This is a genomic window from Rothia nasimurium, from assembly GCF_035916755.1.
Taxonomy (GTDB): domain Bacteria; phylum Actinomycetota; class Actinomycetes; order Actinomycetales; family Micrococcaceae; genus Rothia.
The window spans coordinates 23,597-36,428 of the sequence record NZ_JAYWIX010000010.1 but is presented as its reverse complement, the minus strand read 5'-3'; the positions used below and the strand labels follow the sequence as shown (position 1 = coordinate 36,428).

The following is a 12,832-nucleotide window of genomic DNA, read 5'->3' as shown; positions in this document are numbered from 1 at the left end:
TCCTCTTAGCCCAGCAAGGTAAGCGAGCGTGAGCCTGCCGCGCCCATCATCTCTCATAGAGAAGTTCCCGGAATAAGACCTCTTATTCCGGGAACTTTTCTCTGTACTCTAGCTGATGCCGAGGATGGTTTTAGCCTGTTGAACGTCGGCGTGCATCTGCTCAATCAGTGCCTCGACACCGGTATAGGCGACCATGCCGCGCAGGTAGTCGACGAACTCTAGGGTGACGTGCTGCCCGTAGAGGTTGAAGTCTTCGACTTTCTCTTCGGGGCGGCCGATTACGTGGGCTTCGACCTGGCGGGTGGTGATGCCTTCAAAGGTGGGGTTGGTGCCCACCGATACGGCAACGGGGTGGCGGGTTCCGGCCTCGTCGATTAGCCAGCCTGCGTAGACCCCGTCACCGGGTACAAGACCGACGGAATCAACGTCCATGTTGGCTGTGGGGAAGCCCAGTTCGCGGCCGCGGGCAGCGCCGTGCACGACTTCGCCACTCATGTAGTGGTTACGCCCCAGAATAGCTGCGGCATCGCGCACCCGCCCTTCGGCGAGCAGCTGGCGGATCGAGGTTGATGAGCAGCGGCGGTCATCATGGGCGAGCAGATCTTCAACCACGAGTACCTCAAAGCCGTATTTTTCGCCGAGTTCCTTCATGGTGTTGAGGTCGCCGGAGTTGTTGGTGCCAAAGCGCACGTCATCACCGATGACCACGAATTTGGCCTTGAGGGCATCGACGAAGGTTCCTTTGACGAATTCTTCGGGGGTTTGGGCGGCGAAGGCAAGGTTGTAGTGCAGCAGCAGGTAGTAGTCGACGCCGAGATCCGCGAGGATTTTTTGGCGGCTTTCCTGCCCCATAATCTCAATGTGCACTCCGGCAGGGCCGTGGACGCGAGCCGGGTGGGGGTCGAAAGACACAGCCGCAGAGGAGAGACCGTGAACCCGGGCAGTATTGACCAGGGTGGAGAGCACTTTTTGGTGGCCGATGTGCACGCCATCGAAGTTGCCGATGGTGACCACTGTGGGGCCGAAGTCGGCGGGGATCTGGGCGAGATCGGTAAAGCGCTTCACTGTGCTCCTCGGTTGGGTTGCTTCGTGTCTATACTACGCGTATTTGGGGCCTTCTGCTGAGGGCAGGCGGACGCGGGTACCTAGCGGGTGCGGGCAGGGCGGGTTTTGTTGAGCCACCAGAGGCCTACCATGGGCAGAATCAGGGGAATGTAGCCGTAGCCGGAGCCGAAGTGGGACCAGACGGAGGCCAGTTCAAAGTGCTGGGGTTGCAGGTAGGAGAAGATTCCGATGATGAGCACACCAGCCATTTCGATGCTGACGGCGGCCAGGGAGATTTTCCAGGCCCCCTCCCCTTTCTTAGCCAGAGCGATAGTGGCAACAAGGTAGATGAGGGCTGAGAGCGCTGAGAGGCTGATAGACAGCGGGGCTTCGTCGAACTTACGGATGACCTGGTAGAGGGCCCGGGCCCCGGCCGATAGGGTAAAGACGCCGTAAATGACGACGAGCAGGCGGCCAAAGCCGCTATTTTTCGTAGCGGAGGCTTTGTTCTGTGTTTGATTCATTGTCTTCTTCCATCTCCCATGCAATGTTTCTGCTGCTCTTACTGGCGTTTCTGGCCTTAAGCGCAGGGCGTGCGCTCTCGCCGACTAACCTTCTTGGGCTCGCGCTGGGGCGCTCACCCAATTCATGCCAGCCCCAGCCAGTCGGCTACAAGCGCACGCCCTGCACTTATGTAGCTCTGCCAAGCTGCCCTAATAGTAGTACCAGAGCATGTTCATACGGTGCACCATGATAATCAGCACCGGCCCGGTTAGCCCCAGCACCAGGGTTGACCAGCGGGTGCGTTCGGAAAGCGACCAGATGAAGGTACCGACGGGAATAATCATGGCGGTGAGCAGATAACCGTAGTATTCGAGCCAGTCGCCGCTGGGGCCGTCCGTTGTGACCTGCATGATGATGGAGCCGACCAGGTAGATGATGAGGAAGGCTTCGAGAACGATGACTAAGCCCTGTGACCAGTCGTCGGGGGCTGCTCCGCGCAAGAAGCGGATGAGGCAGATGAGGAAGGAAGCGGTGCCGAGCGCGGTTATGGCCCAGAACCAGAGGTCGAGTCCAGCAATCATCATGGGGTGGAGCTCCTAGAAGGTTCGGCCGGCTTCGAAGACGAGCACGGGGGCGGCGACGTTGTCGCGGCGGAAGCGGGTGTTTTCGATGAGGGCTACGAGGGTGCCATCTGGGGCGAAGGCTGCGCTGATGCCGTCGGTGGTGGGTTTGTCGTGCCCGCCGGTGGAGCCGGTTTTGGGGGCTGTGGTGGCGGGGCTGCCTTCGGTGGGGGTGATACGGCGACCGTTGGCGAGGTCGGTGGCTTCGGCGGCGGTGAGGTTGCGGACGGTAAAGAGCCGACGGGCTGCCTCTTCGATGGGTAGCAGGGGAGCTGCCTGTTCTGCTTCTCGCCCGGCGATCAGTTCGTCGAGGGTGTGGGCGTCTTCGGCGCGGATTTCGCCGATGGCGGTGCGACGCAGGGCGGTGAGGTGGGCGCCGGTTCCGAGGGCTGCTCCGAGGTCACGGGCTAGGGCGCGGATGTAGGTGCCTGCCGAGCAGACGACGGTGACGTCGAGGTCAAGGACGCCGGTGCTCACCTCTTCTTCACCTAGCTGGTAGGTGGCGGTGGCGGGGCGGGCGTCATGCAGGTCGAAGGAGTGCACGGTGATGGGCCGGGCTTCGAGTTCGACTTCTTCCCCTGAGCGCACTCGGGCGTAGGAGCGTACCCCGTTGACTTTGATGGCCGAGACGGCAGAGGGTACCTGCATGATGTCGCCGGTAAGGTCCGTAATGTGCTGCCTGATGGCATCCTCGCTGATACTATCCAGCGCACCCTCGGTAGCGACAGCGGTGGCTTCGCCGTCCGCGTCGTCGGTGAGGGTGGAGACGCCGAGGCGGATGGTGGCGGTGTAGGTCTTGGTCTCCCCCACCACCCAGGTGAGCAGGCGGGTTGCCTTGTTGACGCCAAGGATAAGCACCCCCGTGGCCATGGGGTCGAGGGTGCCGGCGTGCCCGACTTTGCGGGTGCCGGCAATCCACCGCATTTTGGAGACCACGTCGTGGCTGGTGAGTCCGGCGGGTTTGTCAACGACGATGAGGCCCGAGGGCCCGGTGGGTGCTTTCTTGGCCACGGCTTAGGCTTCGTCTTCCTCGGTTTCGGTGCTCTTGTAGGCGTCCTCGCCACCGGCGTATTCGGCGCCTTCGCGAGCTGCGGCCAGTTCGGCGTCGCGTTCCTTGGTCTTACGCAGCAAATCTTCAATGTGGGCTGCGTTGACGGGTACTTCGTCGGGCACGAAGGTGAGGGTGGGGGTCAGTCGCGCGGTGATGTTCTTACCAACTTCTGAGCGCAGGATGCCCTTGGCTGATTCGAGGGCGGCCTTGGTGGAGGCCTGCTCTTCTTCGGAGCCGAAGACGGTGTAGTAGATGGTGGCGTGCTGGAGGTCGTTGGTGACGCGGGCGTCGGTGACGGTGATGAAGCCGAGGCGGGGGTCTTTGATGCGGCGTTCGAGGGCCTGGGCAACGATGACCTTGATGCGGTCGGCTAGGCGGGCGGCGCGTGCCGGATCTGCCATGATGTTCTCCTTATCTAGAGAGGTTTCTATGTTTAAGTGTAAAGGCACCCTAGGGTTCGCGGCGAAGCTGCTGGCTCGGCGGCTGGCGTGAATCGCCTTGTGAGCGAAGCGAACCAGGCGAGAGGGTCTGCAGCAAGCGCGAACCCTAGGGTGCCTACAAAAGGACTTAGGTACTAAGTCGCTTTAGACGCGGGGCTTTTCCTGCATCTCCCAGGTTTCAATGACATCGCCTTCCTTGATGTCGTTGAAGGATCCCAGGCCGATACCACACTCGTAGCCTTCGCGGACTTCGGTGGCGTCGTCCTTGAAGCGGCGCAGGGATTCGATGGTGAGGTTGTCGGCGACAACTGCACCGTCGCGTACCAGGCGGGCCTTGGAGTTGCGCTTGATGATGCCGGTCTTGACGATGGAGCCTGCGATGTTGCCCCACTTGGAGGAGCGGAAGACTTCGCGGATTTCGGCGGAGCCGAGTTCGACTTCTTCGTATTCGGGCTTGAGCATACCCTTGACGGCTGCTTCGACTTCTTCGATAGCGCGGTAGATGACGGAGTAGAACTTCATTTCTACGCCTTCACGGTCGGCTAGTTCTGCCACGCGTTCGGCGGGGCGGACGTTGAAGCCGATGATGATTGCGTTATCGACGGTTGCCAGGTTGACGTCGTTCTGGGTGATGGCGCCTACCCCGCGGTGGATGACGCGCAGCTGAACTTCGTCGCCGCCTACCTCGATCTTCATGAGGGACTCTTCGAGTGCTTCAACAGCACCGGAGACGTCGCCCTTGATGATGAGGTTGAGGGTGTCCATCTTGCCTTCTGCCACTGCGGCGTCGAAGGATTCGAGGGTGACGCGCTTGCGGCGCTTGGCCAGCTGGGCGTTGCGGTCGGCTGCTTCACGCTTTTCGGCGATCTGGCGGGCGGTGCGTTCTTCTTCTGTGGAGAGGAAGGTGTCGCCTGCGCGGGGTACGGTATTGAGGCCGAGTACCTGCACGGGGCGTGAGGGGCCGGCTTCTTCGACGTTGTTGCCGTTTTCGTCGAACATGGCGCGCACGCGGCCGTAGGCGGAGCCTGCGACGATGGCGTCGCCGACGCGCAGGGTACCTGACTGGACAAGGACGGTGGTGACGGCACCGCGGCCCTTGTCGAGGTTAGCTTCGATCGCTACGCCGCGGGCTTCCTTGTTGGGGTTAGCCTTCAGTTCGAGGGCGCCGTCAGCGGTCAGGGTGACGGCTGCGAGCAGCTCGTCGATGTTCTTACCCTGGCGGGCTGAGACCTCTACGAACATGGTGTCGCCACCGTATTCTTCGGGTACCAGGCCGTATTCGGTGAGCTGACCCCGAATCTTGTCGGGGTTAGCGCCTTCCTTATCGATCTTGTTGACGGCAACAACGATCGGTACGCCCGCAGCCTGGGCGTGGTTGAGGGCTTCAACGGTCTGGGGCATGACGCCGTCGTCTGCTGCGACAACCAGGATTGCGATGTCGGTGACCTTGGCACCGCGGGCACGCATGGCGGTAAATGCCTCGTGACCGGGGGTATCGATGAAGGTCAGGTAGCGCTCTTCGCCTTCGACCTCGGTGTGAATCTGGTAAGCACCGATGTGCTGGGTGATGCCACCGGCTTCACCCTCGATGACATTGGTGTTGCGGATAGCGTCGAGCAGGCGGGTCTTACCGTGGTCGACGTGACCCATGACGGTCACGACGGGCGGGCGTACTTCAAGTACTTCGTCATCCTCAGCCTCGGCTTCGGCAGCCAGGTTGATGTCGAAGGATTCGAGCAGTTCGCGCTCTTCGTCCTCGGGGGAAACAATCTTGATGACGTAGCCCAGTTCGGCGCCGAGCAGCTCGAAGGTGTCCTCGTCGAGGGATTGGGTCTGGGTTGCCATTTCACCCAGGTGAATCAGTACGGTCACCAGGGCTGCGGCGTTTGCGCCAATCTTCTCGGCGAAGTCCATCAGTGAGGCACCGCGACGCATACGGATCTCGGTGGTACCGTCGCCGTGGGGTACGGCTACGCCACCGATGGTAGGCTGGCGCAGCTGCTCTTCACGACGCAGAGCTGACTTAGTCTTACCCTTCTTCTTTTTGCCGCCACCGCGACCGAAAGCGCCCTGGGCGTTGCCGCGACCGCCACCGGGGCCACCGCGACCGGGGCCGCGGTTGAAGCCGCCGCCACCGTTACCGCCACCGGGGCCACCTGAGCCGCGACGGGGGCCGCCGCCTGCGGGTGCACCGGCGCCGCCACGGGCACCGACGTTACCGCTCATCTTGGTGGGCATCATGTTGGGTGAGGGGCGGTTGCCGCCACCTGCGGGTGCGGGGCGGGGTGCGCCGCCAGCAGGACGGGGGCCGCCGGAACCTGCGCCTGCGGGGCGGGGTGCGTTGTTGCGTCCGCCTGCGGGGCGGGGGCCGCCGGGGTTGTTGCCGCGGGCGTTACGGCCGCCTGCGGGGCGGGGGCCACCTGAGCGCTCGCCGCGCTCATTGCGCTTACCCATACCCTGTGAGGGGGCGAAGGGGTTGTTGCCGGGGCGGGGGCCGGGCTTAGCGCCAGTGGGCTTAGGAGCTGCGGGCTTGGGAGCTGCGGGCTTGGGGGCAGACATGCCCTGGGTGGTGGAGAAGGGGTTGTTGCCGGGGCGAGGGCCAGCGGGCTTCGCGGCGGCGCCCTTCTTCTCAGCAGCGGGGGCAGCCTCTGCTGCGGGCTTGGGGGCAGCGGGAGCTGCCGGGGTAGCCGGCTTAGGTGCTGCAGCACCGGGCTTAGAAGCGGACGCACCCGGCTTAGGCGCAGATGCACCGGGCTTGGGGGCAGACGCGGGGGGAGCAGCCTTCTTCTCAGCGGCGGGGGCCTCTGCGGAGGCACCGGCGTTGGGGAAGGCGGCACGCAGTTTCTTAACTACGGGCGGTTCAAGGGTTGATGATGCACCCTTGACGAACTCGCCAAGTTCCTGAAGCTTAGCGACAGCTTCTTTAGAGGGGATTCCGAGTTCTTTAGCGATCTCGTGAACGCGGGGCTTAGCCACTTTTCTCCTGTTCTGGTTCGCACCGAACAGGGGCGAACCTTCAGTTTGTATGAGGTTTCAGCTGGGGTCTAGCTGGGTTTTTGCCGGTGGGTGAGCACAGGAAAGTACTCATTGCGCGGCACTCATCGGGTTTCCATCAGTTTTCTGACTCGCTTTCGTACACAGTAAGTCGTCAAACTCGTTGACATTGTTGGTTCGCCACCCCTGGCGGGGTCGAACCGGCTCTCCCCTATGTGGGGATCACCAGTTCGTTGGCTTCGACCCGGGTTCTAAAGGCCCTGGCCAGCGCATTTTTCTTACGCGCGAGGGTAAGGCATTCGGGTGAGTAGTGGAGCCAGGCTCCACGCCCCGGGAGGTTTTTGGCCCGGTCAAAGACTGCACGCGGGGGTTCAGTCTGTGTGAGGGCGATACGGACGAGGTCGTGGGCGGGTGCTGTGGTTCGGCAGCCGATGCAGGTGCGGACGGGGGTGTGCAGCTGGGGCGCTCCCTTCGTGTTGTTCGCGTGTTTCCGGCAGGCTCTTTGGTGCTGAACCTGCGGGCATGGCTGGCCGCCGACCAGTCATGAGCACTCTATAGTGCTGTGACCTCTATAGACCAGTTTAGCCCCCTTGCGGGGGCTAACGGCAAATATGTTAGTCAGCTCTCTTATTCAGCGGTGGCCTCGGGGGCTTCTTCAGTGCCCTCTTCGTTCGCTGCGCGGGCTGCTGCCATCGCGGCTTCGTACTTAGAGGCTGAGATGATGTCGATGCGCCAGCCGGTGAGCTTAGCGGCCAGGCGGGCGTTCTGCCCTTCCTTACCGATAGCCAGTGACAGCTGGTCATCGGGCACAATCGCGCGGGCCGAGAAGGTCTTGCGTTCGGTTACGGTGACTTCGCTGACCTTGGCCGGTGACAGGGCGGCGGTGATGAACTCTTCGGGGCTCTCTGAGTGATCGACGATATCAATCTTTTCGTTGTTGAGTTCGCCCATTACGGCGCGCACGCGGGCACCCATTTCGCCGATGCAGGAACCCTTGGGGTTGACGCCGGGCTTGGTGGCGCGGACTGCGATCTTGGTGCGGTGGCCAGCCTCGCGGGCAATCGCCATGATTTCTACCGAGCCGTCGGCAATCTCGGGGACCTCGTGCTCGAAGAGGCGGCGCACCAGGTTGGGGTGGGAACGAGAGAGCACGATGGAGGGGCCCTTGGGGCCGCGCTTGGCTTCAAGCACGTAGGCGCGGATGCGGGTGTTGTGGGCGTAGCGCTCACCGGGCACCTGCTCGTTGGTGGGCAGCACAGCTTCAAGGGTGCCCAAATCAACGTGAATCATGCGGGGGTTGGGGCCCTGCTGGATAACGCCTGAAATCAGCTGACCCTCGCGGTCTTTGAACTCACCGAGCACGGCTGAATCCTGGGCATCGCGCAGACGCTGCTGAATGACCTGGCGGGCGGTAGAGGCTGCGATACGACCAAAGTTATTGGGGGTATCGTCGAACTCACCAATCTGCTGGTCGTTCTCATCGAGCTCGGGAGCCCAGATGGTGACCTTACCGCTGGTGCGGTCAAGCTCGGCACGTGAGCCACGGATGGCACCGGGCTGCTTCTGGTAGGCCAGCAGGATGGCGCTCTCAATCATCGGGATCAGGGTGTCGATTGAGATGTCGCGCTCTTTTTCGAGCAGGCGGAGGTTGCTCAAATCAATGTCCATGGTTGGCCCTTCCGTGTAACACGGTGCCGGGGCAAAAAGCTCCGGCACCGCTTGCGGTGTATGTTCGCGCACCTACGGTACGCTGCCTCAAAAGTATTGAGTTGTGGTCTTTTGTCTTTATATTCTAGCGATTACTTGCTAGCGGTTGAATTCAATTTCTACCTTTGCAGCAGAAATTGTGCTCCAGGGCAGGGTTACGGGATCACGGTAGCTCTCCGGCTGTCCCTTCTTGGTTTCCTTCTTGCGGCGCACAACAGGCCCCTCATCGGTAACGAAGTCGAGGCGAGCCAGGTACTTCTCTCCCCCGGATTCAGTAATTTCGATCAGACGGTCGATTGAACGCTTCCAGTGGCGGGTTTCAGTCAGGGGACTAGTCACCCCGCGCGATGACACCTCAAGGGAGTAGGGCACTTCACCGTCATCAGCAGCATCAAGGGCAGCTGACAGAGCCTGGGATACCTCAGCGATAGTATCGAGCGACAGGGCATCGGTACGATCCTCGGGGTAGTCCACCACAATCTCCAGGGTGCGGTTAGCGCCACTGCCCTTAGCGGCCAGCTTCTCCAACACCAGTTTGAATTCCTGCTCCACCACCCGAGTGACGGCCTCACGCACGCCCTCGACATTCACAAAGCTACCGGCTGGGGTTTTCTTGGTAATGCCCTGCTCAGCGCGGGCAGCGGCCCGGCGCTCGCGGGCGTTGGGGGCGTCCTTCTTACTGGCTTTGGGTGATGCCATCGCGCGTAGCTCCTGGTGTCTAAGGGTAGGTAAATCCATTCAAGCCTACCACCGGCACCCCGTGCGTCAGCCGAGAATTCGCTGAGGGCGGGCAGGTGCGAGGACTTTTTGGCAGAATGGGAGGTGGGCTCTTGCCCGTCTGTTTTGTGTGAGAGGTAGCTGCCGATGAATCGCTCTGTTCGTCTGACCCCGGTACTTGTGGCCGCTCTATTAGCTGGTCTGCTGGTGGTGCTCCTTGCTGTGGGCTGGTTTTCGCAGCGGCAGGTGGAGCAGGTCCACGCTGACCTTAGCGATCAGAACACCATGGCTGCCCAGCTAACCGCCCTGCAGCAGGCGGCTAGTGAATCGGGTCAGGACGCGCTGGGGCAGGCCGCGCAGGCCGCCCTTGAGTCCCTTGCACCTGCGACTCAGGACGTCACGGTTACGGAATATGAGCCGGTAGAGCAGCAGCTCCATAGCACGGTTTCAACCCTGCTTGAACTAGGTTTTGCGACCCAGGACGCCAGTGATCGGGCTCGGGCGCTCACAGCTGTAGTCGATGTGTGGGGTGCGGCCCAGCTGGACGGACTGACCGAGCAAACCTACCCCGAGGGCCTCACTGATGAGATAGAGAAGGTCACAAGTTACAGCTGCGGCGACGAGCAACTCGTTGCAGGAGTAGCTGATTCCTCGCATAGTGGGCAGGCGCCCCAGCCTGCCTCGCTCCAGCCTCTGCAAGAGAGCATCTATCAGCTCAATTACGTCAGCGAAGTGTATGCTGCCCGCGCGGAGCAGGGCTACGCTGACGTTGCAGCCCAGGCCGGCAAGCTAGCAACAGCTACCACCGATATGGGGCACTTAGCCGCCCCCGTGCTCACCTGCTACGGGGTCTTTGAGGCGCCCGCAGCGTCCTACCCCCTTGCCGAAGCAGCGGACGCCCCCCAGCAGCTCACCGACTTCACCGTGGCTATTGAGACCAACGCTCGTGCGGCCCTCGCCGACCAGGCACTGACTACCTCGGCGGATGACCTCGAAGCCCTCGCCCTCATACTGGCTCTAGATGCCCAGCAGCTTGCCAGCTAAAGAGTCATGAGAATATCGGCCCCCAGCTTAATGATGAGGGCGCTGACCACCGCAATCATCATCCAGCGAATAAAGCGGCTCCCCCGGGCCAGCGCTGTACGCGCTCCCAGGTAGCCACCCACCATGTTGGCTGCTCCCAGCAAGAGGCCAAGAGCCCAGACCTGCTGGCCTGCCACCGCAAACAGCACCAGGGCTCCCAGGTTGGTAGCGGCATTAATAATCTTGGTCTGGGCGGTTGCCTGCAAGAAGCTATAGCCCATCAAAGACACCATGGCCATCATGAGAAAAGAACCGGTGCCGGGGCCCAGCAGACCATCGTAAAAACCGATGCTTGTACCGATGGCTAGGCCCACCATCAGGTGTTTCAAACCCGTGTGCTTGAGCTGGGTCAATTCGCCCAGAGACGGTTTGAAGACGGTATACACCAGCACAGCCAGCAGGGCTATTACGATGATAGGTTTGAAGAGCTCTTCGGGCAGGGCCGTGGCGACCAGGGCCCCACCCATACTGGTGATAAAGGCCAAGCACGCTGCCGGCAGCACGGTGCGTACATCAACCGGCGTGCGCCGCAGGTAGGTTGCGGCACTGGTGAGGGTACCGAAGACAGACCCCAGCTTGTTCACGGCGAGGGCTTGTACCGGTGAAAGCCCCGGGACCATGAGAACCGCAGGAAGCTGAATCATGCCGCCGCCACCCACGACTGCGTCCACCCAACCAGCGGCGAGAGCAGCCAGAAGCAACAAAACTAGCGTGGTCGAATCAAGGCCGAGAGAATCAAAGCCGAGGGTATCGAGCACGCTGATGCCTTTCCTGAAAGTGCGGTTAAACCACAAGGTACCATCTGAGTCAGAAATGACCAGCTCGTTGGTGGTCTTTTCTGACTTAGATGGTACCTACCTGCGGGTGTTAGTGCTGAACCTCGGCCAGCAGCTCGGTGACGGCGTCCTCAACAGCGACCTCGCGGGCCTCACCACTGCGGCGGTCCTTGATTTCAACCTTGCCCTCGGCAAAGCCGCGGCCGACTACCACGATAGTGGGCACGCCCAGCAGCTCAGCGTCGCCAAACTTCACACCGGGAGAGACCTTGGGGCGGTCATCGAACATGACGTCAAGCCCAGCAGCCTCAAGGTCAGCAACCAGCTTTTCTGCGCCCTCTGCGACCTCGGTGCCCTTACCGGTCATCACCACGTGAACATCGGCTGGAGCCAGGTTACGGGGCCAAATCAGGCCCTTATCGTCGTGGTTGCCCTCAGCGATAGCGGCCAGGGCACGGGTCACGCCCACACCGTAGGAGCCCATGGTCACGGTCTGCAGCTTGCCGTTCTGGTCCAGTACCTTCAGGCCCAGGGCCTCTGCATACTTGCGGCCCAGGGCGAAGATGTGGCCCATTTCGATACCGCGGGCAGCAATCAGGGGGCCGGAGCCGTCCGGCGCGGGGTCGCCCTCGCGCACCTCGCAGGCCTCAATCACGCCGTCAGCCTCAAAGTCGCGGCCCAGCACCAGGTCGTAGACGTGCTTCTGATCTTCGTTGGCACCGGTAATCCAGGCAGAGCCCTCAACCACGCGGGGGTCAACAAAGTAGGGAATGCCGGTGGCTGACTCGGTGCCCAGGAGCTTCTCGGTCAGGGTCAGGCCGGGGCCGATGTAGCCCTTGACCAGCTGCGGGAACTTCTTGAAGTCCTCTTCGCTGGCAGCTTCAACCTCAACCTCGCCGCCAACGCCCAGCAGAGTGCCAACGTTAACCTCGACACGGCCCAGGTCAACTGCGCGGTCACCGGGTACGCCAATGGCAACCAGCTGGCGGCTGCCGTCGGGCAGGATGACGGCCAGCACCACGTTCTTGAGGGTGTCGGCGGCAGTCCAAGGCTCGCCCTCGCGCGGATGCAGGGCGTTGGACTGGTCAACCAGGGTTTCGATGGTCGGTGAGTCGGGGGTCAGCTCAACGCGGGCAGCGGGGGTAGCTGACGCATCTATGGGCTCGGGCACCACGGTGGTCACTGCCTCAACATTGGCAGCGTAGCCACCCTCTGAGCGCACGAAGGTGTCTTCACCAATCGGGGTGGGGTGCAGGAACTCCTCGGAGCGGGAGCCGCCCATAGCGCCCGACTGGGCCTGGACGATAGCAATCTCAAGACCCAGGCGCTCGAAAATCTTGATGTAGGCGGCACGGTGGGCCTGGTAGGCCTCTTCCAGCCCCTCATCGTCCACGTTGAAGGAGTAGGAGTCCTTCATGATGAACTCGCGGCCGCGCAGCAGGCCTGCGCGGGGGCGGGCTTCGTCGCGGTACTTGGTCTGAATCTGGTAGAGGTAAACCGGCAGGTCTTTGTAGGAGGTGTAGAGGTCCTTGACCAGCAGGGTGAACATTTCCTCGTGGGTGGGGGCCAGCAGCATGTCTGCGCCCTTACGGTCCTGCAGGCGGAAGAGGTTGTCGCCGTACTCTTCCCAGCGGTTGGTCGCTTCGTAGGGTTCACGGGGAAGCAGAGCGGGGAAATGAACTTCCTGGGCGCCGATTGCGTTCATTTCTTCGCGCACGATGTTCTCAATCTTGCCCAGCACCTTTAGGCCCAGAGGCAGCCAGGTGTAGACGCCGGGGGCGGCACGGCGGATGTAGCCGGCACGTACCAGGAGCTTGTGGCTTGCGACTTCGGCGTCGACGGGGTCTTCACGCAGGGTGCGCAGGAACAGGTGGGACAGGCGCTGGACCAAGTGGT

The 12,832-nt window shown here is 62.0% G+C and carries 12 protein-coding genes; 1 reads left to right on the top strand and 11 read right to left on the bottom strand.

Annotated features, from left to right (window positions below):
- Window positions 1-108 precede the first annotated feature (108 nt).
- From VSX42_RS10785 to rimP, 9 genes are all read right to left on the bottom strand, one after another.
- Window positions 109-1,065 carry a bifunctional riboflavin kinase/FAD synthetase gene (locus VSX42_RS10785; protein ID WP_326504269.1) on the bottom strand — a complete coding sequence of 319 codons (957 nt, stop codon included), beginning with the start codon at window positions 1,063-1,065 and terminating at the stop codon, window positions 109-111.
- An 80-nt stretch (window positions 1,066-1,145) separates the two neighbouring features.
- Window positions 1,146-1,568, bottom strand: coding sequence for a hypothetical protein (locus tag VSX42_RS10780; RefSeq protein WP_326504268.1), 423 nt, complete (start codon window positions 1,566-1,568; stop codon window positions 1,146-1,148).
- 189 nt (window positions 1,569-1,757) lie between these two features.
- Complete coding sequence (locus tag VSX42_RS10775; RefSeq protein WP_326504267.1) at window positions 1,758-2,132, bottom strand: hypothetical protein; 375 nt, start codon at window positions 2,130-2,132, stop codon at window positions 1,758-1,760.
- 12 nt (window positions 2,133-2,144) lie between these two features.
- Complete coding sequence (truB, locus tag VSX42_RS10770; RefSeq protein WP_326504266.1) at window positions 2,145-3,179, bottom strand: tRNA pseudouridine(55) synthase TruB; 1,035 nt, start codon at window positions 3,177-3,179, stop codon at window positions 2,145-2,147.
- A gap of 3 nt (window positions 3,180-3,182) precedes the next feature.
- A complete protein-coding gene (gene rbfA / locus VSX42_RS10765) occupies window positions 3,183-3,620 on the bottom strand; it encodes a 30S ribosome-binding factor RbfA (RefSeq protein WP_185173286.1) in 438 nt (145 codons plus the stop codon).
- 183 nt (window positions 3,621-3,803) lie between these two features.
- Window positions 3,804-6,635, bottom strand: a complete 2,832-nt coding sequence (infB, locus tag VSX42_RS10760) for a translation initiation factor IF-2 (RefSeq protein ID WP_326504265.1) — start codon at window positions 6,633-6,635, stop codon at window positions 3,804-3,806.
- Between the two features lie 229 nt (window positions 6,636-6,864).
- Window positions 6,865-7,086 carry a YlxR family protein gene (locus tag VSX42_RS10755; protein WP_326504283.1) on the bottom strand — a complete coding sequence of 74 codons (222 nt, stop codon included), beginning with the start codon at window positions 7,084-7,086 and terminating at the stop codon, window positions 6,865-6,867.
- Between the two features lie 194 nt (window positions 7,087-7,280).
- Entirely contained in the window at window positions 7,281-8,321 is a 1,041-nt protein-coding gene (nusA, locus tag VSX42_RS10750; RefSeq protein ID WP_326504264.1) for a transcription termination factor NusA, read from the bottom strand.
- 138 nt (window positions 8,322-8,459) lie between these two features.
- Complete coding sequence (gene rimP / locus VSX42_RS10745) at window positions 8,460-9,059, bottom strand: ribosome assembly cofactor RimP (RefSeq protein WP_326504263.1); 600 nt, start codon at window positions 9,057-9,059, stop codon at window positions 8,460-8,462.
- A gap of 165 nt (window positions 9,060-9,224) precedes the next feature.
- Between rimP and VSX42_RS10740 the strand changes: the two genes are divergently transcribed.
- Window positions 9,225-10,121 (top strand): hypothetical protein, encoded by an 897-nt coding sequence (locus VSX42_RS10740; protein WP_326504262.1) that lies wholly within the window; start codon window positions 9,225-9,227, stop codon window positions 10,119-10,121.
- On the opposite strand, the gene VSX42_RS10735 is transcribed toward VSX42_RS10740, so the two are convergent.
- Both VSX42_RS10735 and VSX42_RS10730 read right to left on the bottom strand, forming a co-directional pair.
- The gene (locus VSX42_RS10735) at window positions 10,118-10,918 is read right to left on the bottom strand and encodes a TSUP family transporter (RefSeq protein WP_326504261.1); all 801 of its coding nucleotides are present in this window, start codon (window positions 10,916-10,918) and stop codon (window positions 10,118-10,120) included. The genes VSX42_RS10740 and VSX42_RS10735 overlap by 4 nt on opposite strands.
- A gap of 109 nt (window positions 10,919-11,027) precedes the next feature.
- Entirely contained in the window at window positions 11,028-12,827 is a 1,800-nt protein-coding gene (locus VSX42_RS10730) for a proline--tRNA ligase (RefSeq protein WP_326504260.1), read from the bottom strand.
- Window positions 12,828-12,832: the final 5 nt, after the last annotated feature.